This is a genomic window from Paenibacillus sp. SAFN-117 (genome assembly GCF_051966115.1).
Taxonomy (GTDB): domain Bacteria; phylum Bacillota; class Bacilli; order Paenibacillales; family NBRC-103111; genus Paenibacillus_L; species Paenibacillus_L residui.
In genome coordinates this window covers 39,035-65,323 of record NZ_JBQCLK010000023.1, presented here as the reverse complement: position 1 = coordinate 65,323, position 26,289 = coordinate 39,035, and the positions used below count along the sequence as shown (strand labels likewise).

The following is a 26,289-nucleotide window of genomic DNA, read 5'->3' as shown; positions in this document are numbered from 1 at the left end:
TACATCCCAAGGCCATTTTTCAAAGCTGGTTAATTGATCCGCCTTACACTATAATAATTTTTAGTGACGAAGAACGTCCCGATCCATTCCAACAAGGAATGGAGGGGCGTTCTTTTATTTTATCGGGGAGGTGCAGGCTGAAATGAATGTGAATTTTCGAAGAGGCCCATACTGAGTTTATCCAGAAGCCTGGATAGCGTGGCGGAACGGGAAATCATCCTTTATGCTTGCTCGGGCTCTGCGTCCCATCGATGTGAGAACTCATTTAAACATCAACCAGCGCACTGCAGTGCGCATGCTCAAATCTCTGCAATAAAGGCTGGTTTACGCTGGTAACCGGCTCGACAGGCAAGCATGTGGTGCGTTATGAACTTATACGAGGCATCCTGCAGCTTTGATAGAAAAACTGTACGGAGAAAGCCGACAGAACCTGAGCAGCAACGCGCTTTCCCGGCATGCATTACAGAAGATGCCACTCATCGCTTTAAGCGCAAAAAGAGCCGTCCATTAGACAGGACAGCTCTTTTCGCTTATTAAAATTGTAGGATGCCTGACGAATGCAGAAATACGAGAAATACAAGTACAGGCGCAACATAACGCAGCATGAACAGCCATACCCGAAACCAGCCGGCACTCAAGCCGGAAGCCTCGGCAGCCCCCTTCCAATAATAACCCGCAAATACCGTTATGGCGAAACCGCCGATCGGCAGCATAAGATTGGAAGTAATAAAATCAACCCAATCAAAGAACGATTTGCCGCCAAACGTAAGAGCGGACACGTGGCCCAGGGATAAGACAGACGGAATTCCTAGGACAAAAAGAATCGCTATTATAATGCAAACGGCCTTGGCCCTCCCCCAGCGAAACCGCTCCATTGCGTAGGAAACCGGAACTTCTAGCAGGGATACGGCCGAAGTCAGTGCTGCAAAAGCAAGCAGTATAAAGAACAATCCGCCAAACAGCATGCCGAGCGGCATTGCCGAGAAGGCAGCCGGCAACGCAATGAAGACTAGCGAAGGGCCCTGGTCTGGAGCAATGCCGAAGGAGAACGTCGTCGGGAATATGATCAACCCGGCAATGAAAGCATAGATAAGATCCCCCGCTCCGATAGCCAGCGATGCTGTTCCGAGCGATTGCTCCTTGCGCACATAAGAGCCGTACGTAAGAAGAATTCCCATTCCAAGCGACAATGAGAAGAAGGCATGTCCAAGCGCTACTAAAGCGGATTCCGCCGTCAACTGCGAGAAGTCCGGCTTCAGAAAGAAAGAAACTCCCTCGTCCGCGCCAGGCAAGGTAACAGCTCTTATCATCAAAATCAGGAGAAGAACCACCAAACTAGGAATGATGAGCTTGTTAAACTTCTCAATCCCTTTGGCAATCCCGAGAATCACGATTCCTCCCGAAATAAGCAGGGCGACCAACTGCCATACGACCGGCCAATAACCGGAAATAAATCCGGAGAATTGACTGCTGAAATCCTCGCCGCTATACAGCTTGCCGCTAAAGGAAAATACCGCATAATGCAGTGTCCACCCCGCGACGATCATATAGAAGGTTAAAATTAAGAAAGGAGCAATAACCTGCAGCAAGCCGACGCTCTTCCAGCCCCGGCCCCCGCCTGCTCTGACGAACGACGTTGCCGCACTTCCCCTTCCGCTTCTTCCTATAGCCAGTTCGGCCAGCAGAACAGGCAAACCAATAATAATCAAACATAGGATGAACAGCAAGAAAAAAGCGGCCCCGCCATGTTCACCCGTAATATACGGAAATTTCCACATATTTCCTAATCCGACAGAACTTCCGATTGCCGTCAGAATAAATCCGGCGGATGAAAAGCGCTCTTGCTTTTGACTAAGCTCATAGTTGCTGAATTTCTGCTCGTCCATTAACTCGACTCCAATTATTTTTGCGTTTGAATGCATTATACAATATTCGTTCTAAATTTCGTATATGTACTTTTATCCTATAAGGTATATGTATAGAAAGGCTCATTTTTCTTTATGCCTACTAGGACCGACGGGGCTCCACAAAAAACCCAAAAAAACAAGGTGCGCTTATTCAGCACACCCCGTTTGTTCCATTTAACCGAGCTTCACCGGCTGGCCCTTCTTGATCGACTCATAGGCGGCAAGCGCCACTTCGGTCGATCTTAATCCGTCCTCCCCGGTAATCGGCACTTCGCGATTATCACGAATAGCATCCAGGAAGCCGCGCACGAGGCCTTCATCCATTCCGTCGGCCCAACTGCTCCATTGAGCCTTCATCTTCTCATCATTATACACTTCGTTCTTCTGTGCGAAGGAATCTACGGAGATGACCCCGCGGGTTCCGATAATCTCCATCGTGACGTCTCCCCAGGTCGGGAATGACTTCGGTCTGGACCAGCTTGTATCGAGCACGGCCACGACTCCATTCTCGTACTTGACATGAACGAGTCCGGCATCATCCACTGCAATATCATGGAATAAGGTTCCCGCTTCTGCGTAAACTTCCTTCACCCTGCTGCCCAAGAACCAATTCATTAAGTCCATGACATGGACGGTATGATCTAGAACCGCTCCGCCGCCGGACAAGGACGGCTCAATGAACCAGCCGCCCGGCATGGTTCCGCGGTTAGTGCCTTTGATCGCGAGAATTTCGCCGATTTCTCCACGTTCAATCGCTGCCTTCGCTTCGGTTACTGCAGTAATATACCGACATGGAAACGCAGTCATCAACTGCACTCCGTTGTCCTTGCAGACGCGGATCATCTCCTCCATCTCTTCAACCGAGACTCCCAGAGGCTTCTCACATAGGACATGCTTGCCCGCATTGGCCGAATCGATCGTCAACTTCGCATGGTGCACGTTCTCCGAACAAATCACCACCGCATCGATATCTGTTTCCAGAAGCTGACGATAGTCTTCATAATAAGGGATCGAATGCTTCTCCGTTAATTCCTGAACACGGCTTTTCACTTCATCGGCAATTCCGGCAACTTCCACATTGGGGATGTTCATCAGCGCCCGGAAATAACTGAAGGCATGGCCGTGGGCAAAGCTGATCATTCCGACTTTAAGCGCTGCTGTCATACGTTCTCCCTCCCGGCTTCACTTTGAAACTGGCGCATATCAATGACCGCTCCCGTACGAATAGATTCGAGCGCAGCGAGAGAAACCTCCACCGCCCGGTATCCGTCCTCCGCTGTAACAAGCGGCTCGGCTCCTGTCCGAATGCACTCCAGAAAATGTTCCAACTCATAATAATACGGATCGCGCAGCGTAGGACTGGCAGTGCGGGAAACCGTCTTGCCTCCGTCTTCGCTGTCTGCTGTTTTATGAATGCGTACTGAATGGGTCTGCTCACTGTTAAAGCGGACCACCCCTTTATTGCCGGCCACTTCCACTGCCGTAGTGAATGGCCCCGGGTAACCCCAGAACGCTTCCAGATTGGCCATAGCCCCATTATCGAATCTTAAAGTAACTAAAGAATAGTCCATATTTTCCGTGCTGCGCTCCATGGCATAAACGCTCTTGATCTCTCCGGCAATTCCACGGACAAAATCGATATCGTGAATCATCAGATCCATAATGACTCCGCCGCTCTTGCTCCTGTCGTTATACCAGGCTTTGGTTTGTCCCGGACGGCCGCCGATTCTCTTCGTATGTACAACTCCAACATTTCCTACGGCGCCATTCATGACTTGGCGGGTAATATCCTTGTAGCTCGGGAAGAACCGGACGACATGAGCGATGAATAAACGGACGCCGTTGTTCTTACAGACTTCTATCATTTCGCGGGCTTCGGACAAAGTTGGAGCCATTGGCTTTTCACAAATAACGTGCACGCCGCGCTCCGCCGCCTTGATCACATACTCCTTGTGCAAGTGGGTGGGCAGGCAAATGCTGACCGCCTCCGGCTTGGCCTTCTCGATCATGTCTTCAAAGGAAAAGTAAGGCTGCGTCTCATATTGCTCTGCCGTCGCCCTGGCTGCTTCTTCAACGAAGTCGCATACTCCGACCAATTCTGCGCCGGGCAATTCGCGATAGGCGTTCGCATGAGTTTTCCCCATAATTCCGCAGCCGATGACTGCTACCTTCATATCGAAAACTCCTCCTACGTCTTAATTAAGATTGTTTAAAAAAGAAACTGTCGGGTACGAACCCGCCCACTCGGATGCGGAAGGATCAGCCCCCATGGACATTGTACAACTTATTGCGCACAAAAAATACATGAAAAGAAAAAATAATTTTTTTGTTGAAGAATTAACCGGAGCTTTAATCCTCAAATCCTCAACCTCCGCAGCATCACTTTATATCCGCCTGCCGTACAATTCACGGAACTCGGTCGGGGTCATCCCTTCGTGCTCAAGAAAGCGCTTGTTGAAATAGCTTGCATTCGGATAACCGCACTCTTCGGCAATCCGTTTAACCGGCCAGTCCGGCCGCTCCAGAAGCCGCTCCTTGCCGGCTTGGATTCTGCACAAGGTGATGAAGGCCAGCGGTGTCATTCGGGTGGCCCGCCGGAACAATTTGCAGAAATAGAAGGTGCTCACTCCGGCTTGCTCCGCCCAATAGTCGAGGTTAAACGGCTCGCAAGCTTGCTCCTGCATAAGCGGCAGCAGCCCGTCAATCCGTTCCGTTGAAGGGGCCGATCCTTTAGCCGGCATGAAGGGAACCGCCTGCGACATAAATTCGACCAGCAAAGCATACATAAGTGTCGTCAGCTTCGCATCGTGAAGCAATACATGTCGCTCCGCTTCCTCCATAAGCCGCTGATGGGCCTCTTCCAGCGGTTCCAGTTGCCTGATCGACCAGAGTGTGGAGCGTTGAATCCCCATTCCGATCAGAAATTCATTCAGCTTCTTCCCGTAAAAATGGACCCAGCGGATACTCCAAGGCTCTTCTTCGGAGGAATAGTAACGCTGCCGCTCATAAGGGTAATACAGGAATGCATCCCCTCTCCCAAGAGTATGGATAGCGCCATCGAGTTCGACATATCCTTTGCCCTCCAATACAAAATGAATACTGTAATCGTTCCATGCCCCTTTGCTGCGGTCAACTATGTGCTCGGGCTCGTCCCAATACCAGCCTACCGAAACCGGAAGACAGAGCAGGCGGTGCTCCGGTATGGTGGGCAGATGCCTCTGCCGCATCACCATGGCCATCCCCTCCCCTCGAGGACAAAATCGTGTTATTGACATCAATATTTTATTATATTCATTTTAAAATTGCTGGTTTATAATAACAATAAATTTTTAACAAGGAGCTGAAGACATGAGCAGAAAGCTTCGCTGGGGCGTAATGGGATGCGCCAATATTGCCATAGGGTCCGTGATACCCGGGATTCAACAGTCTTCCCGGGGAGAAGTAATCGCCATTGCGAGCCGGGACGAATCCAAGGCGCGGGAAACCGCCGGAAAGCTCGGAATTGCCAGATCATACGGAAGCTACGAGGCGCTTCTGGAGGACGAATCGGTCGATGCCGTATACATCCCCCTCCCTAATCACCTGCATAAGGAGTGGACCATCCGCGCCGCAGAAGCAGGCAAGCATGTACTGTGTGAGAAGCCCTTCTCCATCGATGCCGGAGAAGCGGAGGAAATGACCGCAGCCTGTTCCCGGGCGGGCGTTCACTTGGCCGAGGCATTCATGTACCGTCATCATCCCCGGTATAACAAAATCCAAGAGATCATTGCCTCCGGAGAGCTTGGGGACCTGCGTGGAATCCATGGAACTTTCACCTTCAACAGCTCGGCGAATACCGGCAATTTCCGTTTTAATCAAGCAATGGGAGGCGGCGCTTTATATGATATCGGGGTATATCCGATCAGTGCGGCTCGTTTGGTTACCGGTTCGGAGCCGGAAGCGGCCATTGTTCATGCCTTCTTCTCCGAGCACCATGACGGCGTCGATATGATGGCTTCCGGGCTGCTGGAGTTCCCGGGCGGGATCGCTCTGACCTTCGATTGCGGAATGTGGGCCGCCTCCCGTAACACACTCGAGATCTTGGGCACGGATGGCCGGATTGAAGTACCGTCTGCCTATGTGTGCGATCCGAACAGCCCTAGCGTCTTCTACGTCACCGTACGCGGACAGAGACGGGAAGTCGAATTTCCGCCGATGAACCATTATTCCCTTCAGGCGGATGATTTTGCCGCTGTAGTATTGGACGAAGCCGCGCCGGCCTTCGGACAGCAGGATTCCGTTCGGAATATGCGTGTGCTGGATGCGTGCCTGGAATCGGCCCGGACACGTTCGAGAGTTGTTATTCCACATTAGGAGGTTAGAAGCGATGAATTTTATCTCCATTGATGGTTTAGAGACGAAAGTATCGCAGCTCATTATGGGCTCGGACTATTTCATGCCGGAAAAGATCGATCTAGTGAGCGAAATCCTAGAGGCCTATATCCGTATCGGCGGGAATACTATCGATACCGCCCACATCTATTGCGGGGGCAAAAGCGAAGTCGCTATCGGCCTGTGGTTGAAGCAAAGAGGCAAACGTGAGGATATCGTGATACTGACCAAGGGGGCGCATCACGATGCTGCGGGGCCGCGAGTTCATGCGGAAGCCATTCGCCAAGACTTGCTGGAAAGCCTCGAAAGACTGCAAACGGATTATGTAGACCTCTATGCCCTGCATCGTGATGATCCGAACGTTCCCGTCGGCCCGATTATGGAAGCGCTCAACAGCCACATCGAGGCCGGACGAATCCGGGCCATCGGCGCCTCCAACTGGACGCACCAGCGGATTCAGGAGGCCAACGATTATGCTGCCCGGCACGGACTGACGGGCTTCTCCTTCAGCAGCCCCAATCTGAGCTTGGCCAAGGCCAAGGAGCCTTATTGGGAAGGCTGCGTGTCCGCAGACGCGGATACGTGCGCCTGGCATACGGCCAGCGGGCTTCCGCTGCTGTCATGGTCGTCGCAGGCCCGCGGCTTCTTCACGGGAAGGTACCGCCCCGATGACCTGAGCGATCCGGACACGGTCCGCGTGTTCTACAGCGAGGCCAATTGGGAGCGCCTGCGCCGGGCGGAAGAGCTGGCCGCCAAGCGGGGAGTCACGGCGATTCAGATCGCTCTCGCTTACGTTCTGAATCAGCCCTTCCCGACCGCCGCCCTGATCGGGCCCCGGAATCAGGCCGAGATGGAGTCCTGCGCGGAAGCGACCCAAATCCGGCTGACACCGGAGGAAATTCGTTGGCTGGAAGACGTGGAAGCCTGATTTTTTTGTATCACTTGTATCACCCTCTATACTTCAAATCAAGCGGAGAACCTGATATAGGTTCTCCGTTTTTTGTATTCAGCAATCCTTTCAATCCTTTCCTGCAATCACGTATCTTACGGCGAAATTTTGGGCAAACCAACGAGGAAATCCTTTTTGGAAGGGAGAGTTCAATCTTGTTAAGAAACGAATCGGATCGCACGGTCGAAGCCACGGACAATGGACAGATTTCCGATATTCACCAGATCACCACACTAATCGTTAACCTCTATATGATCGGAAAACCGAAGGAATCCGGTGCGGCAGACTGGGTGCTGGTCGATACAGGCATCGGCCGCTTTGCGAACAAAATTATCGGTGCTGCCGAAGAACGATTCGGAGTAGGCAGCAAGCCGAAGGCGATCATTCTCACCCACGGACACTTCGACCATGTAGGCACCGTTATCGAGCTGGCCGATCATTGGGAAGTTCCCGTCTTTGCGCATTCGCTCGAGCTTCCTTACCTTACGGGGCGCAAGGATTACCCCCCTGCCGATCCTACCGTCGGAGGTGGGCTGATGGCCGGAATTTCTCCCCTCTATCCCAATGAAGGGATAGACTTGGGCGGCCGGATCGAGCCCCTGCCATCGGACGGCAGCGTTCCTTCCCTGCCGGAGTGGCGATGGATTCACACGCCAGGGCATACCCCCGGACACGTTTCCCTGTTCAGGGAGAAGGACCGGACGGTCATCGCGGGTGACGCTTTTATTACGGTCAAGCAGGAATCCGCTCTGTCCGTCATGACTCAGACCAGGGAAATCCATGGTCCGCCCGCCTATTTCACAACCGATTGGCAGCAAGCCCGAGAATCGGTTCGGAAGCTCGCTGCATTAAATCCGGCCACTGCCTATACAGGTCACGGTCAACCGATGTTCGGCCGGGATCTCGCCGGGCAGCTAGAGACTCTGGCCCGGGATTTCGACCGCTTGGCCATTCCGGACCAAGGCCGCTACGTTCACCAATAATCTGGCAGGTTTTGATGCTCATAATCCGGGAAACATCATATCACACTAACGGGGAGTGAGGAGGTGAGATAATGAAGAAGATCAGCTTGACCCTTATGTCTTTAGCTCTGTCCTTCATGTTTGCTTTGACGGCTAGCGCCGAGTCTTCTCCTGCTCCTACGACAACCAATCACACTTACGGAGTATCGGAGCCGACGGATAAAACGACCGTACCGACTCCCCCGGCAGGCTCACCTGATCCAAATACGACTGTAGATGGAGTTAGAGGTACCGGTCTAGACGGGACGCCCCGCGGCACAACCACTATGGATGGGACTAGAGGTACCGGCACAGACGGAACGACTCGCGGCACGGGCGTGACCTATAGACCTTACGGAACAAGAGCCCAGACCTACACTACCCGAGAAACGGGGAACTACGGAAACTGGAGCTGGTTAGGTTTGTTGGGTCTGGTGGGCTTGGCCGGCTTGACGGGCCGTAACCGCGAACGGAACGGAGACCGGGATCCCCAACGTTAATCTTCGGCATGAACCAAACTTCAAGATGGCTTGAATATCCAGGCGGATTTTCAGGCCGTTTTTTTCATCGGATGATAAGGAGATGCAGACGAGCATGAATGGATATGAGCCGCTGGATGCCCGCATTGAATACACGGTGTGGTACGATAACGGGCAGGATGACCAAGGTGTGGCTGAGTTCAACAATCGTGAGGAAGTGGATCAATTTAGCGCCCATAACCGGGTCATTCGCACGGAATTATTTATAGGAAACAAAGAATAGCAATTCGGATAGCCGTTCCGGTTCACGAAACAACCCGCTTTAATAGCGGGTTGTCGTCATCAATAGTAATTAGATTACCATCGAAAGTTAAAAAAATACTATAGGATTTCAACGTCTCCTTCGTTTACAATCTTATTTGTAATCGTTTTCAATTAGTTGATCATAACGAAGGGGATGAAAGGATTGAAGAATGTTAAATTCGGTACCACATTCATGCTGTTATGTTCGCTAGTCTTGATTTTATTCCTTGCCGCCTGTAATTCGGATAAGGGAGCTAACGAGCCGACACCGACGTCGGACACCACCAACAACAACAAGGATGGGGACCAAGGGCAAGGGCAGTCCAACTCTAACGATAAGAAGCTCACGCTGAAATGGTTCGTAAACGGCTCCAACAATTCAAGCTTGCCCCCTAAAGACAAAGACTTCGTAAGAAAGACCATTGAAGAAAAATTCAATGTCGACCTGCAAATTGAACATATGCAGCTCGGTGCGGATTTCACGACCAAGCTGAATCTGATGATGGCCGGCCGGGACGTGCCCGATATGTTCATGTCGGACGGTGCCGCATCCAACAATTACATTAAAGACGGGCTGACCCTGGATATGACCGGGCTCGTAACTCCGGAGAAAATGCCGAATTACTTCAAATACTGGGTTAAAGAGGATGAGCTGGAGCGTTATCAGGTACAGAACAAATTTATGCGCGCCCCGGTTCCGTTCCCCAAACAGCAATATGTTTCCTACTACGTTCGCAAGGACTGGATCGACAATCTGAAGGCCAAAGGGGTCGATGTCGATATCCCGACAAATTATGATGAAATGATCGAGGTCATGAAGGCGTTTACCTTCAATGATCCTGATAATAACGGGAAGGATGATACCAAAGGGTTTACAACCTTCGGCAACGGAACTCTCCCTTATGTCTATTGGCCGGAGTATTTGAAAAACGGGCTCTATGGATTGGGACTTGTGGACGATCAATTGGTCGACGGATATTCCGACCTGAAGGTCGGGCAAGTGCTGGATGATATTCGCAAGGTCATCGATATGAAGGTTGTGGACGAAGATTGGTATTTGCAAAAATCTGGCGAAGAACTCAATAAAGCTGCACAAGGAAAGGCCGGAATTTTCTGGGGATCCGCTCGATTCGCTGGACTCGACAACGATCCGAACAGCGTCCAGTTCAAAACAAAAGAGATTCTGAAATCCGCCGGGAAAACCGAGGATGCGGAAAAGGTTGATTGGCAGCCGTTTCATCCCTTTGCGGACACTGGTGTTGCGACAGAAGCCTTGCCCGGTGCCCCCTTTATGTTCGGTAAAGATGCACCGGCAGAGAATGTAGAAAGAACTCTGCAAATTCTGGACTGGATGGCCAGCGAGGAAGGGTTCCTGCTGGTCCGCTACGGGCAAGAGGGCGTTCACTACAAGAGAGACGGCAATACCATTACGCTGGATGCGGATGCCTACAAGCGGGATGTCGTCGACCAGGGGGATTTCCTGAACATATACCAGTTCTTCGCTGCGGCGGATGAGCCACAGGTGTTCGGGCTTGAGGTGGTCCGTCCCACGGAGACAGATCGCGACCGCGCCATCCTGGAGAAACTGAGAACTTATAAATACCTTCCTTCTATCGGAACGAACGTAGCTCCGCCGGAAGGGTATAATCTGGCCGATTTCCGTAATCAGTTATATTCGGTTCTGAGCAAGATCTTGTTCGAAGAACAGGATGCCTCCAACTGGCCGACATACCGCGAGGAGCTGATGGATAAATACGGCGGGCGGGCCGTCTTCGAAGCCTATGCGGAACAGATGTCCAAGGCTCATGGGCGTACAATTACTTTCAGAGACAAATAAATAAGTCGTTGTCGTATGGCGCTTGATGGTATGAATTGGCGGATATCGCGGGGAAAGCTACCTTTCTCTGCGGTATCCGATTTTTCAACAGACCAGCCAAGCTATTAATTTCTCGACAAAGGAGTCTGTGCAGATGAAACCAGAAATCGCTATGCCGCTAAAATCGAAAAAATCGAAGCCTAAAATCCAGTGGAAATCGATTTATCGGGCCCGTTGGTTTTACCTGATGATGCTTCCCGGTTTGGCTTACTATCTTATCTTCTCCTATTTGCCGATGGGCGGACTGATCATTGCCTTCAAGGATTACAACCTGCTCAAAGGAATTTGGGGCAGCGAATGGGTGGGGCTGGATAACTTCCGGAGAATTTTTGCCTCCCCCGATTTTTTCATCATTTTCCGCAATACGGTTCTTATAAGCTTTTATCGCATTATTTTCGGGATGTTCCCCGATGTTCTGCTGGCCTTGATCCTCAATGAAATCCGGGTAGCCTGGTTCAAGCGGATCGTACAGACCATTACTTACGGCCCCCACTTTCTCTCCTGGGTCATTGTATTCGGACTTGTATTCGCCTTCCTTGCTCCCGGCTCCGGGCTGTACACCCAGTTCCATCAGAACATGGGGTGGGGAGAGGTCAATCTGATGACCGACAAAAGCTTCTTCCGCCCACTGCTAATTATTACGGACTTATGGAAAAGCACCGGCTTCGGCGCCATCATCTACCTGGCTGCCTTAAGCTCCATTAACAGCGAGCTGTATGAAGCCGCAGTCGTTGACGGGGCCAGCCGCTGGCGGCAGATCTGGCACATTACGCTGCCGGGGATCCGGGATGTCTTCCTGCTGCTGCTTATCTTGCGTATCGGACATATTTTGGATGCCGGATTCGAGCAGGTGTTTATTTTCCTGAATGCCCGCGTTTATGAAGTCGGCGACATCATCGATACCTGGGTTTACCGGCAAGGTCTGGAGAAGCTGGAATTCAGCATTTCGTCCGCTACAGGCTTCTTTAAATCCATAGTCGGCTTTATTCTCGTCCTGGGAGCCAATAACCTATCCAAGAGAATGGGCGGCTCCGGAATTTGGTAAAAGTTGAACTTTAACTAGCATCAGGTTAGGAGGCATAGTTATGTCATTAGTACTGCATAAAACGAAAACAGATCGTGTCGTTGACGCCATTCTGTATATTATTCTCGGCTTGTTCGCCCTCGCCTGCTTGTTTCCAATCTATTATGTATTCATAATGTCCATTACGCCATTCTCGGAGGTGTTGAGCCGGGGCGGCTTCGTCATCATACCGAATTCCGTTACCTTCGATGCCTACAAGGAGATTTTCTCCAGCCAGCGCATTCCGCAGGCATTGAAGATTACCGTATTCGTTACCGTGGTAGGAACCGCCTTGAACCTTGCCACGACCATTCTGCTAGCCTACCCGCTATCCAAGAAATTCGTTCCGGGACGCAATTTCTTCCTGCTGGCCATCGTGTTTACGATGCTTTTTAACGGCGGACTGATCCCTACCTATCTCGTCGTCCGTGGAGTCGGATTGACCAATACGATCTGGGCGTTGATTATCCCGGGACTGGTCTCCGCTTTTAATATGCTGATTGTCAAGACTTACTTCCAGAACCTCCCCGACGAAATAGAAGATGCGGCGAAGGTGGACGGCTGCGGCGACTTTCAGACCATGTTTCGCATCGTGCTGCCCCTCTCCATGCCGATCATTGCAACGATAGGACTCTTCTACGCCGTCGGACATTGGAATGATTTTTTTAAGGCCATTCTGTATATAAGTGATAAATCCCTCTATCCTATCCAGCTTGTACTGCGGAATATGATCCAGAATCCGAACGTCAGCCAGGAGCTGCAATTGATGAACAGCCAGCTTATGCAGCAGCTTCCTCCGGAAACGATCAAGATGGCCACGGTCGTTGTAGCGATTCTGCCGATCCTTGCGGTTTATCCGTTTTTGCAAAAGTATTTTGTCAGAGGAATGCTGATCGGTGCGGTTAAAGGGTGATATTAAAGGGTTTCCCGGCCTTCTGATCGAATGAATAGATATCAACTTCATTCCCGGTTGGGAGGTCTGCCATGAAATTACTGCATTGGTTTGCAAATCGGTGGGTTGAGTCCCTCCAGCTTCGTCTCACGGTTTACTTTCTGCTCATTCTGATTCCACTCGTCTTCATTAGTTTGTATGCCAACTTCAAATCGAAATCGATCCTCGACCAGCAAGTAAGCGAGCGCATACAGAACGCCATGTCGGGAGCGATGGAATACATTGATCTCACCATACAAAATGTAGAAGAGCTCTCCATGATTGTCGCCATGGACGGCAATATCAATCAGAAGCTGACCCAACTGGATACGAAGACGCTTCCGCAGTCCAACTTCGACTTCGGTCAAGTATTGGCCAGCATATCCAACATTAATACGATTAATCCTTTACTGTCTCAAATATCGATTCTGCATGCCAAATCCGGTACTATCCTGTCCACCCGTTTCGGAGGAAAGCGCATCGAGGATCTGGAAGCCCAGATGTGGTATCAGGCGGTCATTAGCCATAATAAAGGGGCCGGCATCTGGTTAGTCCCACGCCACAATGAACCCGGCTACGATATAGAGCTGGAATCTATCTTCAGTCCGAAGAGCGTCACTCTGATGCGGTTGATGGATTATTTCAGCCCCGACGCCAATAATGTCCTGATGCTTACGATCAACAAGCAGAAGCTGCTGCAGATGATCAGCAATCTGTCAGGCTCCGAGCAGGAGAACGTCTATCTGTTCAATGAGAATATGCAGTTGATAGTGTCCACCACGGAGGAGCCTCTGCCCTCTATGGCCGATACTCTGACCACCAAGAACGGAATGGTCGAAACGGCGACGGATCATGACAATGAGCTGTTTATCCGGCGGATTAATTCCAAGGAAACCGGGTGGTCTCTTATTCTGCTGCAGCCGATTCATGCCATTCACCAGTCTTCGAATCATTTAAGCCAATACACTTACTATATAGTTGCTGTCAGTATTGTTCTAGCCGTTATTATTGCATGGGTCATCTATCGCGGAATATCGTCCCCTCTTGCCTCTCTGGCCTACGGCATGAAACAAATGAGGCAGGGAAATTTGAATACCCGCCTGCCTATGGACCGAAAGGACGATTTCGGCAAGGTCACCCGCTCATTCAATGATATGGTAAAGGAGCATCGGGACTTGATCAAAAATAATTATGAACAGCAGCTATTGATGGCAAAAACGGAATTGAGATTGCTGCAATCTCAGATTAACCCGCATTTTCTGTACAATACGTTGGACTCCATTTATTGGAAGGCGGAAAATTACGAGGCTGAAGAAATCAGCGAAATGGTACTGAATCTTTCGAAATTTTTCCGGACCAGTCTAAGCAAAGGGAAGGATGTCTTTACCATTGAGGAGACGGTGGAGCATTTAACCTATTATTTGACGGTTCAGCGGCTGCGCTATGCAGATCATTTCAGCGTACGCTTCGATATCGAAGAAGAGAGTAAACCGGTTCCGCTTCTCAAGCTGATTCTGCAGCCTTTAGTGGAGAATGCCATCCTTCATGGGCTGGAGAAGAAGCCGGAAGGGGGAGAACTGAAGATTTCCAGCCGGATACGGGATGGCCTCCTTATTCTAACGGTGGAAGATAACGGTAAAGGAATCGACAGCGAGAAGCTCTCGGCCATTCGTCGGCAGTTGGATAAAGTCTCTTATAATGACTATGCGAAATTTAGCGGGATTCAGCCGGTTTACTATGAATTTTTCGGTCTGAGGAATGTGAAGGCACGCTTGAAGCTGTTCTACAAGGAACAGGCTGATTTGGAGATTGAAAGCACACTGAATGTCGGAACGGCCATTACGATTACCATTCCCTTGGAAAGCTGCTATGAGATCGGAAAAGGACAAGAGGAGGACTAGAGCCCGTGGATTTGATGATCGTCGATGATGAAATTCAATTGCTGGACAATATGGCCCGCAACATCCCGTGGGATGAGCATGGCATCGAGGTTGTCGCAACAGCGGAAAACGGCGCCGAAGCCTTGGAGCTCTTCCAGATCACCAAGCCGGATATCGTCCTGCTGGATATCCAGATGCCGGAGGTCGACGGCCTGACAGTAGCCCAGCAGATTACGGCGGCCAATCCCCGCGTCAAGATTATTATCCTCAGCGGTTATGACGACTTCTCCTACGCCCAGAAAGCGGTGGAAATTAATGTCGTGAAATACTTGTTAAAGCCGGCCGGCTTCAAGGAAATTACGAATGCGGTTCTGGAAGCCAAGCGATTGATCAAGCAGGAGTTGGATGCTCTGTACAAGCAGGAGCAGCTGCAGAAAGCTTGGGAGGATCATCTGCCGGAATTGCGCAGCAACTTTTATTTAAACTGGGTGCTGGGGCAATATACCGGATGGGAGCTGGAAAAGCGCAGCCAGGACCTTATGATCGATCTGTCTTCGGTCCAGTACTACGCCGTTATCATTGTAGATATGGACCCTTTGGAGGAAACGGAGACACGCTTTACCGAAAGAGACAATTCCTTGCTCCGGTTCTCCCTGAATCAGATGGCCAAGGAATACTTACACGACATTCCCTGCCAAGTCCTGAAGGATTACGATGATTCCACCATCCTGCTGTTTATGGAGAAGAACGAGAGGAAATCCAGTGATTTCATGACGGAGATTCACCGGCTTACCTCCCGCCTGCTGGTCCTCGTGAAGGAATACTTAAAGGTAACGGCCAGTGCGGGAATCGGCAATGCGGTCGCCTCCAAGGAATCCATCTTCGAGTCCTATCAGCAAGCCCGCCGGGCGCTTCAGGAAAGAGTCATTTACGGGCATGATTTGGCCATCCCCTATCGCGGGCAGAAAGACAGAATGGCGGAAATTCCGTATAATCCGCCATTGGAAAAGATGCTCTCCAATGCATTGAAAGCCGGAAATGAGGACAAAGCTATTGAAGTCGTCGATGAACTGGTCCGGCTGGGAATCCATCGGGCGCAATCTGTAGAGCAGGTGCGGGAGATCGCTCTGTATTTCAGCAGCCTGTTCGTCAGGACGGTACATTCCCAAGGCTGGGCGATGCAGGAAGTCGTCGGGGACAATTATGTTTATTTCCAAAACCTGCATTCTCTGCAGACGAAGGAGAAGATTGTCCAATGGCTGTACAGTACGGTCCGCAGCATAACCCGCTATGCCAAACAGCTCAGCAGCTCGAACAGCCACCAGATTGTCGAGGAAATTATGAAATTCGTCGAGGCCGAACTCGACCAGCCGATCAACCTGCATACGATAGCGCAGAGATTATATGTCAATTCGTTCTACCTGTCGCGATTGTTTAAACAGGAAACCGGACAGTCATTCTCCCACTATGTGCTGGACAAGAAAATGAAGCTGGCCATGGAAAGGCTGAACGAGGGAACGAAGGTTTTGGAGACGGCGCGCTCGCTCGGTTATAAGGATGTCAGCTATTTTACTAAAGTATTCCGCAAATATTGGGGAGTTACCCCCGGTGAAGTAAGGGGTTAGGCATCTCGGGAGGCTCAAGGATAGCAGGCCGGATAAAAAGGAGTTTCTATTGAAGCCCGGCACAGAAGATGAACAACCCGGTATTAGAGGCAGCTTTTTTTGCCGGGTGGAAAATTATTCGATCCTATGTGGTAAGAAAAGCTTCTATATGAAGCAATTTCGGGGATGTTGTAAAATTGTTCCTTACCAGACGCTTTTCATGGCATGTGGGGAATTATTCCATGCGGTTTGCAGCTAGCTTGCTCCGAATCTGGGGTGAAATTTGAAAACTAAATGGATTTCATACAGTTAGATTTCTATATTCGGAAGAAATATGGAAACTAACTGGAAAACCTACAGCTAGTTTGCGCCAAAACAGCCGTTTCGCCCAAAGTTGCCCATTTTAACTGTAGTTTATCCAGTTAGTTTGATCATTTTCGCCCATTCGCTTGAATCTACCTGTACAAAATACAGTTAGACGTGCCGCTCCGCTTGCAACGAATTTACCTGCATGAAATACAGTTAGGCGCCCATTCATGCCGCTTGGCCGCACCACCAGATGGTGAAAACAAGCCAGCGGATTTAATTTTCAAGATAGTTACGTCAGTTTCATTCCAAACCCGCAGGTATGAAGTGCAGTTGTGCCCTGGACACAAGACCGCGGCCTTTAGCCTGGTCTGGTCAGGCCTTAGCTTGCTGAAGCCTCGGCCTTGGCGGACGTCAGACCGGCACCCACACTTTCGGGACGCAGTGTCCCGTCGGGCCTCGATAGCCTCCGTTGGTACAGATTGTTGGCGATCAACGCTCCCATGACGAGCAGGGTTCCGCTCAGATCGTACGGAGTCATTTGGTAGCCTTGGGCCGCACTCACTACGAACGTGGTCACCGGGATAAAATTAATAAATAAAATTCCGTTCATCGGAGTAAGATGCTTGACTCCCAAATTCCAGCTCAGTAGAGCAATGACTCCGGGAAACAGGATCATAAAGCCCATCTCCGGGCCAATGAGCATGATTGTCTCCATACTCGGCGCCTTCAGAATACCTAACCATGTCAATACCGCGACAATGACTGCCGAGGTGCCTGTACCGAGCAGACAGCTTAAGGTGGAGTAGCGCAGGGCCGACCACCGGGGATAGCTCTCCCCTCCCACAGTGTACAATAACCAGCCCAATACGGCTATCAGCATCAGGCCGATGGCCAGCATCTGATGGAAGGACAGCAGCAGAGAACGCAAATCTCCGTGAGTAATGATAAGAATAACTCCTGTGAAAGCCACACTGACGGTAACCAGAGTGAACCGGCTGGGCCGGACATTTTTGTACAGCCACATAAAAACAACCGTCAGCATCGGCATGAGAGCTTCCATAATCGAGGCGATGATAATGCCTGATGTGCCAAGCATGTCCTGCCCGAGAAAAATACCAAAGTTATATACCGTGAAAGCCATCGTTCCGAAGAACCACAGACGCTTCCCTTCCTTCCCCAGGCGAAAGGCCTCCCTCCCCTCCTTCCACCAAAGCAGCCCGATTAAAATGACCGTGACCGCGGAATACCGGATCAGAGAAAAATATAGCGCATCGACATGCTTCAGTGCGCTGTGAGCAACAGGAAACATAGCCCCCCAGGACATACTGGCGAGCAGGCAAAGCAATCCCCCTATTACTATACGGTCTCTCTTCATCTTGTTCTCTCGTTCTCCTATCCATCGTGTAGTCCGTAAAATCTGCCTTTCCATCATATCCGGTATTTTACATCAAGTAAAACGATTGAAAATGAACGAATCTATCATTATTATTAATAGATAGGAGGGAGGCCGGGTTATGGAGATTAGCGATCTGATTATATTTCAAAGCGTTGCCAAGCAAGGGAGCGTAAGCGGGGCCGCCCGCCAGTTGAATTACGTGCAATCGAACGTAACCGCCAGAATCAAGCAGTTGGAGAAAGAGCTGCATACCTCCTTATTCTACCGCCACAGCCGGGGGATGACTTTAACGCCCGAAGGAAAGCGGCTTTTGGAGTATTCGGATAAAATTATTTTTACTATGAAGGAAATGCAAAGCGCTTTTCAAGACCCCGACCATCCGGCGGGTAATGTAGAAATCGGGACGGTAGAAACGGTTTTCCGGCTGCCGCAAATTCTGTCAGTCTATTATCATCGCTATCCCATGGTAGATTTGTCACTGGTTACCGGCGTCACGGAGGAATTAGTACAGGACGTCATTAACCACCGCTTGGACGGAGCTTTCGTCACAGGTCCGGTTATCCACCCCCAGATTGTGCAGCATGAAGCGTTCGAGGAGAAGCTGGTACTGGTCACACACAAGAGCGCCACCAGCCCTCTGGATGAATTGACCAACAAGCCGCTGCTGGTATTCGGCTCGGGGTGCGGTTACCGTTCCAAGCTGGAGCAATGGCTGCAATTGGAGGGCATCACACCTGTCAAAAAAATCGAATTCGGAACTTTGGAGACGATACTTGGCAGCGTAGCTGCCGGCTTGGGGATAACCCTCGTTCCCGAATCTGCAGCCGCCACCTTTCGCGAGCTGGGGAAAGTGGGCGCCTATTCGGTGCCGGAGGAAATCGGCCAGATCCGCACGGTGTTCATTCGCTCCGCGGAATCGTTCCTGACCAATTCCATCCAGAAATTTATAGAGGTGATTGAGGCCACCTCCAAGGAGCAGCTTTCCCCCATAGGGTAAGCCCTCTCCGAAAACGGGAGATAACAAGACCTTATTTCCCGCGCAATAGGCTTTTAATACCATTTGATCGGGAATAGCCATGAGAGATAAGACTCATTTTCCCTGACAGGAATCGGCAATTCCTTGATGTTTCCATTCCCTTCCCTTAGAATGAAGGGAGTTTTCTGCAATTCTTATACCTTTCCCATGGGGCGGGATTCAGGAGATTTGCCGCGGCCCATTGCCAGTCTGCTTAGTTAAGATGGGAAAGGATTGCGGACCTAACATTTACTCGGGAGGTTGTTTCAGTGAAGAAGAAAGCAGTCGTATTTGCATCCACCGCGACACTAATGTTCGGGTTAATCGCTGGCGCAACAGCCGCTCCAGTGTTGGAGAACATCTCCGCCTACCTCAACTGGGGCATCAGCTTCAAAATTAACGGACAAAGCTGGACTGCCAAGGATGAGGATGGCAACAAGCTCGTGCCTATCACTTATAACGGCAGTACCTATCTGCCTGTAAGAGCGGTGGCTGAAGCGCTCGGAACCGCCGTAGACTGGGATAATGACACTCAGACCGTCCTTCTCGGCGAGAAACAAGACACTGTTCATATGAACGACGTCAAAATAGACTTAGGCTACAGCAGTCATGTCATGGCTACCACCGATAAGCAATATACGGTACAGGAAGGCCAGGATTACAAGGCCGGGATAGTCGTTGACGACATTAATTCCGTGCAGAAGTCCTTCAAGCTCGTACCGGAAGGCAAATATCAGAAGCTGGAGCTGCAATTTTTCGGCTTGGAAATTCAGAAAGACGTAGAGATAAAAGTGTATGGGGCTAACGATACGGTCATCAAGCATGTAATGCTCTCCGGCAGCAATTCTAATCAGAAGGTGGACCTGGACATCGGCGGCCTTAAAGAAGTGAAGGTGGAATTTAAGAGCGGCCTCACTGCAGCCGACAAAGTATTTACTACAGGCACTTATCGTTAATTTATATGAGATGCATTAACCCCCGCACTTGGAGACCGTTCTTCGCGGACCTCATAAGGCGGGGGTTCGTCTTATTGATGCTTAATCATTGAGCCTTTCGTCTATTTTGTATCACTAAATATACGAGGTAGAGCACAATCAGGCCAATCATGATTCCGAGACTGACTATAGCACGATCCTGGGGGGACGCTGTCAAGAGATCGGCGATAAAGTCGGGAACTATGATAATACACGGAACGATAATGGTGACCCACGTCTTGGCAAAGATCGAATACCCGATCAGGAACAATCCGCAGGCGACGGCAATCATATAATTCTGGGACGGCGTTGCAATAAATACGGGGCTTAGATCCATGAACCGATTGAGCAGCTTGATGCCGAGGAAAATCCCCATAGGAACAAACCCTATTACCCAGTACATCGCGATGCGGGCTGCTTTGGAGAGAGATCTGGAGCTTTCTAACCGCAGGAAGAGAATAAACATCCCCAACCCGATCACAAAAGCCGTCAGGTTGCCGATAATATCAAGCAGAGTATACGCTGCGTTTCCTTGCAGGGCATCCGGCAGAATAACGAAGGCCAGCGCCAGCGGGAAAAAGAGCAGCAGCGCCGACAATATTTCCTTCTGATCGGTCTTCATTTCAACTCTCAGTTGATCCATATAGGCTTTCGGCGAGCCGCCTGTTATTTCCTCAATGTTCTTTCCGTGCTTCTCCGCTTGAACGAAATGATCCTCCAACTCGGACACAATGTCTTCAATTTCTTGCTCATTCTTACCGTACGTTGTCAAGTATATTCTTAAGTCGGATAGAAATCTCTCCGCTTTTTTAGATAACATTCCTTAACCTCCTTTAGTAAAATCTATCTCAAATAACGCATTGACGGCTTGAGAGAGCTCCTTCCACCGGGCTTCGAAACCCGCCAATTCCTTCAGACCTTCCGGGGTGATTGAGTAGTATTTGCGCTTCGGCCCCGTAGGCGATGCTTTCATAACCGTGGAAACCAGACCTTCCTTCTGCATTCGGATCAGTACGGGATAAATACTGCCTTCGCTCACCATGTGAAAGCCAAACCGCTCAAGCTTCTCTATCATTTCGTATCCATAGGTCTCGCCGCGCGCTATGACAGCAAGCAAACAGCCCTCCAGTACCCCCTTCAACATCTGGGTGGATGTCGACATAGTCACACTCCCTTGCAATACAAGATAGCTGGCTAAAAAAATAACAAGAACATCGAGGTATCTTGTATTACATTATAGCAAGGCGGCCGGCATAAATCAACCGCTGGACAATAATGGCATACAAACACACAGGACTCACCATTCACGCCAACCATGTCATAGTTAAGGCCATAGCGAGACCTGTGCCTTTTTGTCCATCTATTTCAAACTCTTCTGCACCATTGGAGCCTCGTCTCATTCCTGCTCTGCATGTCGTCGTTAAGCGGCCGCCTCACTTCTCTTAGAATCGATCGGCAGTCGAACCAGTTCTAAAGTAATGATTCCAGCCTCTGGCACAAAGAATTCTCGTCCTCCATGTTAGACCAGAACCATTTCAGCTCATTACGCAACGTTGCCAGCTCGTCCAAGCTCAGGTTTAATTCGGATACCAGACGAAACGAGGGAATGATCTCCCGGTACATATGAAAGCGGGAAGGCCGGGGCAGCGACTCCTTGCCGGTCCATTCGGCCGCCCGTTTGTGGGCCGGCAAGCTTAACGTATTTCTGCGAATCCTTAGCTGCGCGGAATAGGAGAGCAAATAATCGACCAGTACCTTGGCCGCTTCCTTCTGCTTGGAATGACGGTTGACCGCCAGCCCGATCACAACCAGCAAAGACCTGGCTTCGTTCATATAGGGCAGCGGGGCGACATCGAAGTCAAAATTGGCATGCCGCATATGGTTGAGGCTTAAATAAGTGGTCATGATCATCGACACCTTGCCGGAAATAAACAATTGTTCCGCATCCGCATCGCTTTCGGACAGGAATGTCGGGAAAATCCCCTGGTGATAGATCAGGTTGCGGCAGTGAACCATGCTTTCCTGAAGCCTCGTATGGCAGATCACATAACGCCCGTCTTCATTACGCTCGAATTTCTCCCCGCTCTGCAGCAGAAACACCGGCCATCGGTTATCGGACAGAAGATGAAAGTAGAAGCCGTACCTGTTCTTGCCGTCGCTCAGCTTGACGGCCGCCTGCATAACATCGTCCCAAGTCCAGCTGCTGTCTGGCTCAAGCACCTGCTTCTCTCGAAAATGCCCGCGATTATAGCACAGAATTACAGGCGTAAAAAGAAACGGCCGAATAAAACTGACTCCATCCTGTGTGAATAGCCTCGATAAAAAAGGATAAATTTCAGAATCCTCCGCTTCTAGCGGCTCCAGATGGGATAGCTTCTCCTTTTCACAAATCCGCTGATAATCGGTATGGTTTAAGGTAAGAACGTCCAGCACATCATTGCCCATATAAACCATGCTCAAATCATCATATTCACCATAGGTCAACGGAACAGGCCGGACCCGGATATGCGGATGCTCCCTGTGGAAATCATCCAACAATCCGTGCAGATCGGCTTCCCGAACGACGGAAGGGTAGTATCCGAATGTAAGGGTAATTCTATCCCCTGCATAAGGCTGAGTAACCCGGTTGCCGATCCTGGGCACTTTCTCAACGAGTCCTTCGGCAACGAGAAGCTCCAGGCCCTGACGGACCGAGTTTTTACTCAGTTGAAATTCGGAAGCCAGCGCTCTTTCGGAGGGCAAATACTGGCCGATGGGAAGCTTGCCGGATACAATATCGCTGCGTAACGTGTTGATCATAACATCCAGCCGTGCACGAAATGTCGTGCGGCTTGGCTTGCTGCTCGTCATAACCTTCCTAACCACCCGTCTATACTCATGTCCTGTATTTGAAAGAATCATATCCTCTGGTTCATATCCTGTCAAGATAGATAAGACCCAAGCCTCGTCCCGAAGCAATGGGGCCGAAGGAAGGATAAACGGCTATCGCCATCCTTTGGACAGGCGCATTTACCGATGAAATATAGAAACAGGTGAAACTTATACTTGCCTATATTTTAAAAACATAAAATCCGGCCTGACAGCCGGATTTCAACTTAGCGTTTCCTTATTCTACTTCAACCTACCGGGCAATCGTTCATCCCAAGAAACCGCAGAGCGTTGTCTCTGCATAAGGCCAGACGATCCGCTTCGCTGATATTAGCCGCCGCTAGCTGAAGTGCCGTCGCTCCCATTTCCTGCAGAGGAGCGCATGAGCTATAAGCGAATGCTCTGGCTCCCCCCCGTTGACACAGTTGGGCGATAACCGCGAGCGGGCCGTTGATATACCACAGATCGAAGATTACGCGATCCATCCGCCAATCGGGCGTCCTGAAGCGCATAACGGCATCCCACTCATAATCGCGGAGACCACTGATTAACAGCGGGTGACCTCCGCACGTTCCTATCAACTCGGCTAGTGCATGCACGGGGACGGTTTCCGCCGGGTAGCGCGGGTGCTGCAGCCGCTCGTCCTGCAGACGGGCGATGACCGAGAGCGGAAGCCCCCGCTCACGCAAAGCGGCGATGAGCTCTGCGGCGTGTTGGCCATTGATCGCATACCCGTGATAGCCCGGGAGCAGCCGGACGCCCCTCGCCCCATTCCGCGCGGCGTAATCGAGCTCGGCTTCCCAGCCGGGCTCGGCCGGATTCAGCACGACGAATGGCCACAGCCGCTCATCGGCAGCCGCTTGCGCGAACAAAGCCTCGTTGCCGGAACGGGTATCATGGCCGAAAACGGAGGCCAGATGGCTGACGCACAGCCCGACAAGTCCAAGTCGGTCAGCCATCATCATTAAGTCTTCTGCCGAAGCCTGCGACCGGTAGCGAAACGGCCATTGCCCAATGAAGGCAGTGACGTCTACCCCGCGACCATTGACGAAGGATTCGAAAGACAAGCCATCTCTCATTATCTAGCCACCTCCTCAAGCAATCTGCTCATGTTCCCTTCGGTAATCTGCTTCACTGCCTCCGGCGATAAACCTGCGCAGAGCACCTTGCCGAGATTGCTGGCGAGACAGGCGCCCGGCAGATCCGAGCCGAAAATGACGCGATCCGCTCCGAGCCGTTCGACCGCCAAGGCAACCTCATACGCGCCGATCGGAGTGCCGGACGTATCCGTACTTACATTCGGATATGGAGCTATAACATTCATCGCGCTTTCCACTTGCCCTCCCATGTGGGCCATAATGATACGAGCCTCCGGATATCGGCGCGCGAGATCCGCCACATGACCGGCCGTCGATTCGTACGGAAGCTGTCCGACCGCTTTGCGCCAGGAATGAACAAGAATGGGCGCGCGATAGGCAATAGCCTGTTCGATGAAGGGAAAGGCCAACGGATCATTGCACAGCGTCGCAACCCATAGCTTCAGACCGATCATTCCCTGATCCTCGATACGGCGGCGAAAATCCGCAAGTGCTTTCTCCCCGTGCCGCGGATTCACATAGCAGTACCCAGCCACCCGGTCCGGGTAGCGGCGGGTGACCGCGACCATATCGTCATTCGCTAGTCGCACCTGTTCCCATGTAGGATAGTGTTCATAATTGCAGATCGAGCTGCCGACGAAGAGCCGGACGCCAAGCCGGTCCCCTTCCTCCAGTGTAGCCGGATGAAGCTCGGAGCCATCCAGGTGAATATGCGCGTCGATCATCGGCTTTCCCTCCACCGGTTCAATTCCTCGCACGCCTTTTCCAGCCTCGTCAGGGCTTCATCGATATCCGGCCCGCCATGGCTGAAATTGACATACGAAATGTTGTAAAGCGACACCCCGTGGCGATAGGCCAGCCGGAAGAAGCTTTCTCTGATTCCTTCGTCCGGCCCCCCGTCTGCCTTCTCTTCCGTGCCCGGACGATTAACGAATGCCGGACAAGGCCAGAAGCCTTGTACAGAGAGTGGAATATCCAATTGCTCAAAGAGACCGTTCAGCCTCTTCCACATCCTCTCCCCGCGCTTCCATAAGCCGGTAACAACGTCTTGCTCGACATAAGTGTTAATGCACGCTTTGGCAGCAGCCAACGATAGAGTTTCTCCGCCGAAGGTGGAGGTGATAATCACGCCGCCGCGGTCACAGCACCCCATGACTTCCTTCCGCCCGGCTATGACCGATAACGGCATTCCGTTCGCGATTCCTTTGCTGAACACGGCCAGATCAGGAACGACGCCGAAATACTCCTGAACCCCGCCTATAGCGATTCGGAATCCGGTCACGATTTCATCGAAAATAAGAAGCGCACCATGCTTCCCGGCCAGCTCGCGAAGTGCCGGGTAATAGGCTGCCCCTTCCTGCATAGCCGCATAATCCGCGGCCACGACAACAGCGGCTATCTGTCCGCCGTAGTCGGCGAACAGCCGCTCCATGGCCGGAAGGTCGTTCCATGCGGCTGCATGATGGAGCGAGCTGAGCTCCCGCGGAACTCCCGGCACTTGGGCAGCCGCCCTTCCAGGCAGTTGGGAACCGCCGGGCGCCAGACTGTTCAGCCAGCCGTTATAACCGACCTGGACGATATGATCCCTCCCGGTGTAATGGCGGGCTATGCGAATCGCGGCAGCCACGGCCTCCCCGCCGGTCTTCAGGAAGCGGACCTGATCGGCGCACGGGATGAGCTCACACAGCATTTCCGCCACTTCAGCTTCCAAAGGATGCGGATGGCCGAACGAAATCCCGCTGTCTAGCTGTCTGCGCAATGCTTCATCCACAGCCGGGAATCGATAGCCGAGTGTAACCGGTCCCAAACCATTGCGGAAGTCGATATATTCCTTGCCATCCGCATCCCATACCCGGCAGCCGTCTCCTCTCACGATAACTCCCGGTTCTTCGGGCAGAAGCCCCGGGGCCTTGGAGCAAGTGCTTGATCCCCAAGGAATGACCTTGTTTAAGCGATTGTTCCATTGCAGAGAAACCGGGGTCGCCGTCCCGTTCCGGATGGAATCCCCTTCCTCACCGGTTGATCCATGGCTTTGCACATCTCTAACCGTTTCCGTTCCTCTCATTTTCCTCTCAGCCGTCACATCCCTCTACTCCCCTCTTTATAATCCCCCCGCTTCTCTCTCCTCCAGCCATTCAGCAGTTTTTCTCTTTATTGTTTTCGCGTTATCCATTCTCTTTTCGGTGGAACAATGATACAATTAATGGTTGTTTAAGCGGTGTAATCTGCGAAGCTTGCCGTACTGTTATTTGTCCAAAGGACGATT

Annotated in this window: 23 protein-coding genes; 12 read left to right on the top strand and 11 right to left on the bottom strand. The window is 51.2% G+C overall.

Going from position 1 to position 26,289, the window contains the following annotated elements; genetic code table 11:
- Positions 1–533: 533 nt before the first annotated feature.
- From ACTHRH_RS15875 to ACTHRH_RS15860, 4 genes are all read right to left on the bottom strand, one after another.
- Positions 534–1,886: a sodium-dependent transporter gene (locus ACTHRH_RS15875; protein ID WP_440416472.1), complete on the bottom strand. Its 1,353-nt coding sequence runs from the start codon at positions 1,884–1,886 to the stop codon at positions 534–536.
- 195 nt (positions 1,887–2,081) lie between these two features.
- The gene (locus ACTHRH_RS15870; protein ID WP_144934383.1) at positions 2,082–3,071 is read right to left on the bottom strand and encodes a Gfo/Idh/MocA family protein; all 990 of its coding nucleotides are present in this window, start codon (positions 3,069–3,071) and stop codon (positions 2,082–2,084) included.
- Positions 3,068–4,081, bottom strand: a complete 1,014-nt coding sequence (locus ACTHRH_RS15865; protein WP_440416469.1) for a Gfo/Idh/MocA family protein — start codon at positions 4,079–4,081, stop codon at positions 3,068–3,070. The genes ACTHRH_RS15870 and ACTHRH_RS15865 overlap by 4 nt, the downstream gene beginning before the upstream one ends.
- A gap of 210 nt (positions 4,082–4,291) precedes the next feature.
- Positions 4,292–5,140 (bottom strand): AraC family transcriptional regulator, encoded by an 849-nt coding sequence (locus tag ACTHRH_RS15860; protein ID WP_440416467.1) that lies wholly within the window; start codon positions 5,138–5,140, stop codon positions 4,292–4,294.
- Positions 5,141–5,255: 115 nt separating this feature from the next.
- On the opposite strand from ACTHRH_RS15860, the gene ACTHRH_RS15855 reads away from it, so the two are divergent.
- The 10 genes from ACTHRH_RS15855 (at position 5,256) to ACTHRH_RS15810 (ending at position 16,385) form a co-directional block, all read left to right on the top strand.
- Entirely contained in the window at positions 5,256–6,260 is a 1,005-nt protein-coding gene (locus tag ACTHRH_RS15855) for a Gfo/Idh/MocA family protein (protein ID WP_144934377.1), read from the top strand.
- Between the two features lie 13 nt (positions 6,261–6,273).
- On the top strand, positions 6,274–7,206 hold the full coding sequence (locus ACTHRH_RS15850) for an aldo/keto reductase (RefSeq protein ID WP_440416465.1): 933 nt from the start codon (positions 6,274–6,276) through the stop codon (positions 7,204–7,206).
- A 176-nt stretch (positions 7,207–7,382) separates the two neighbouring features.
- Complete coding sequence (locus ACTHRH_RS15845) at positions 7,383–8,210, top strand: MBL fold metallo-hydrolase (RefSeq protein WP_144934373.1); 828 nt, start codon at positions 7,383–7,385, stop codon at positions 8,208–8,210.
- Positions 8,211–8,281: 71 nt separating this feature from the next.
- Complete coding sequence (locus ACTHRH_RS15840; protein WP_225312514.1) at positions 8,282–8,728, top strand: WGxxGxxG family protein; 447 nt, start codon at positions 8,282–8,284, stop codon at positions 8,726–8,728.
- A gap of 94 nt (positions 8,729–8,822) precedes the next feature.
- Positions 8,823–8,990: a hypothetical protein gene (locus tag ACTHRH_RS15835; protein ID WP_186328268.1), complete on the top strand. Its 168-nt coding sequence runs from the start codon at positions 8,823–8,825 to the stop codon at positions 8,988–8,990.
- A gap of 183 nt (positions 8,991–9,173) precedes the next feature.
- Positions 9,174–10,847 carry a hypothetical protein gene (locus ACTHRH_RS15830; RefSeq protein ID WP_379289236.1) on the top strand — a complete coding sequence of 558 codons (1,674 nt, stop codon included), beginning with the start codon at positions 9,174–9,176 and terminating at the stop codon, positions 10,845–10,847.
- Positions 10,848–10,980: 133 nt separating this feature from the next.
- Positions 10,981–11,931, top strand: a complete 951-nt coding sequence (locus tag ACTHRH_RS15825) for an ABC transporter permease (protein ID WP_150959258.1) — start codon at positions 10,981–10,983, stop codon at positions 11,929–11,931.
- A gap of 40 nt (positions 11,932–11,971) precedes the next feature.
- Complete coding sequence (locus ACTHRH_RS15820; protein WP_144934367.1) at positions 11,972–12,862, top strand: carbohydrate ABC transporter permease; 891 nt, start codon at positions 11,972–11,974, stop codon at positions 12,860–12,862.
- A gap of 71 nt (positions 12,863–12,933) precedes the next feature.
- Positions 12,934–14,781 (top strand): sensor histidine kinase, encoded by a 1,848-nt coding sequence (locus ACTHRH_RS15815; RefSeq protein ID WP_440416461.1) that lies wholly within the window; start codon positions 12,934–12,936, stop codon positions 14,779–14,781.
- A gap of 14 nt (positions 14,782–14,795) precedes the next feature.
- Positions 14,796–16,385, top strand: a complete 1,590-nt coding sequence (locus ACTHRH_RS15810; protein WP_225312524.1) for a response regulator — start codon at positions 14,796–14,798, stop codon at positions 16,383–16,385.
- A gap of 667 nt (positions 16,386–17,052) precedes the next feature.
- Here ACTHRH_RS15810 and ACTHRH_RS15805 read toward each other — a convergent pair.
- Entirely contained in the window at positions 17,053–18,048 is a 996-nt protein-coding gene (locus ACTHRH_RS15805; RefSeq protein ID WP_440416459.1) for a DMT family transporter, read from the bottom strand.
- A gap of 139 nt (positions 18,049–18,187) precedes the next feature.
- Between ACTHRH_RS15805 and ACTHRH_RS15800 the strand changes: the two genes are divergently transcribed.
- Positions 18,188–19,066 (top strand): LysR family transcriptional regulator, encoded by an 879-nt coding sequence (locus tag ACTHRH_RS15800; RefSeq protein ID WP_379285527.1) that lies wholly within the window; start codon positions 18,188–18,190, stop codon positions 19,064–19,066.
- Positions 19,067–19,353: 287 nt separating this feature from the next.
- Positions 19,354–20,040, top strand: coding sequence for a stalk domain-containing protein (locus tag ACTHRH_RS15795; protein WP_440416456.1), 687 nt, complete (start codon positions 19,354–19,356; stop codon positions 20,038–20,040).
- Positions 20,041–20,125: 85 nt separating this feature from the next.
- Here ACTHRH_RS15795 and ACTHRH_RS15790 read toward each other — a convergent pair whose 3' ends face one another.
- The 6 genes from ACTHRH_RS15790 to ACTHRH_RS15765 form a co-directional block, all read right to left on the bottom strand.
- Entirely contained in the window at positions 20,126–20,878 is a 753-nt protein-coding gene (locus ACTHRH_RS15790) for a DUF1129 family protein (protein ID WP_440416454.1), read from the bottom strand.
- Between the two features lie 3 nt (positions 20,879–20,881).
- A complete protein-coding gene (locus ACTHRH_RS15785) occupies positions 20,882–21,220 on the bottom strand; it encodes a PadR family transcriptional regulator (RefSeq protein WP_379285521.1) in 339 nt (112 codons plus the stop codon).
- 308 nt (positions 21,221–21,528) lie between these two features.
- Positions 21,529–22,908, bottom strand: coding sequence for an extracellular solute-binding protein (locus ACTHRH_RS15780; protein WP_440416452.1), 1,380 nt, complete (start codon positions 22,906–22,908; stop codon positions 21,529–21,531).
- Positions 22,909–23,174: 266 nt separating this feature from the next.
- Positions 23,175–24,005: an amidohydrolase family protein gene (locus ACTHRH_RS15775; RefSeq protein ID WP_440416450.1), complete on the bottom strand. Its 831-nt coding sequence runs from the start codon at positions 24,003–24,005 to the stop codon at positions 23,175–23,177.
- Complete coding sequence (locus ACTHRH_RS15770; RefSeq protein ID WP_379285515.1) at positions 24,005–24,748, bottom strand: amidohydrolase family protein; 744 nt, start codon at positions 24,746–24,748, stop codon at positions 24,005–24,007. Before ACTHRH_RS15770 ends, ACTHRH_RS15775 begins: the two co-directional genes overlap by 1 nt.
- Positions 24,745–26,106, bottom strand: a complete 1,362-nt coding sequence (locus ACTHRH_RS15765; RefSeq protein WP_379285513.1) for an aminotransferase class III-fold pyridoxal phosphate-dependent enzyme — start codon at positions 26,104–26,106, stop codon at positions 24,745–24,747. Before ACTHRH_RS15765 ends, ACTHRH_RS15770 begins: the two co-directional genes overlap by 4 nt.
- Positions 26,107–26,289: the final 183 nt, after the last annotated feature.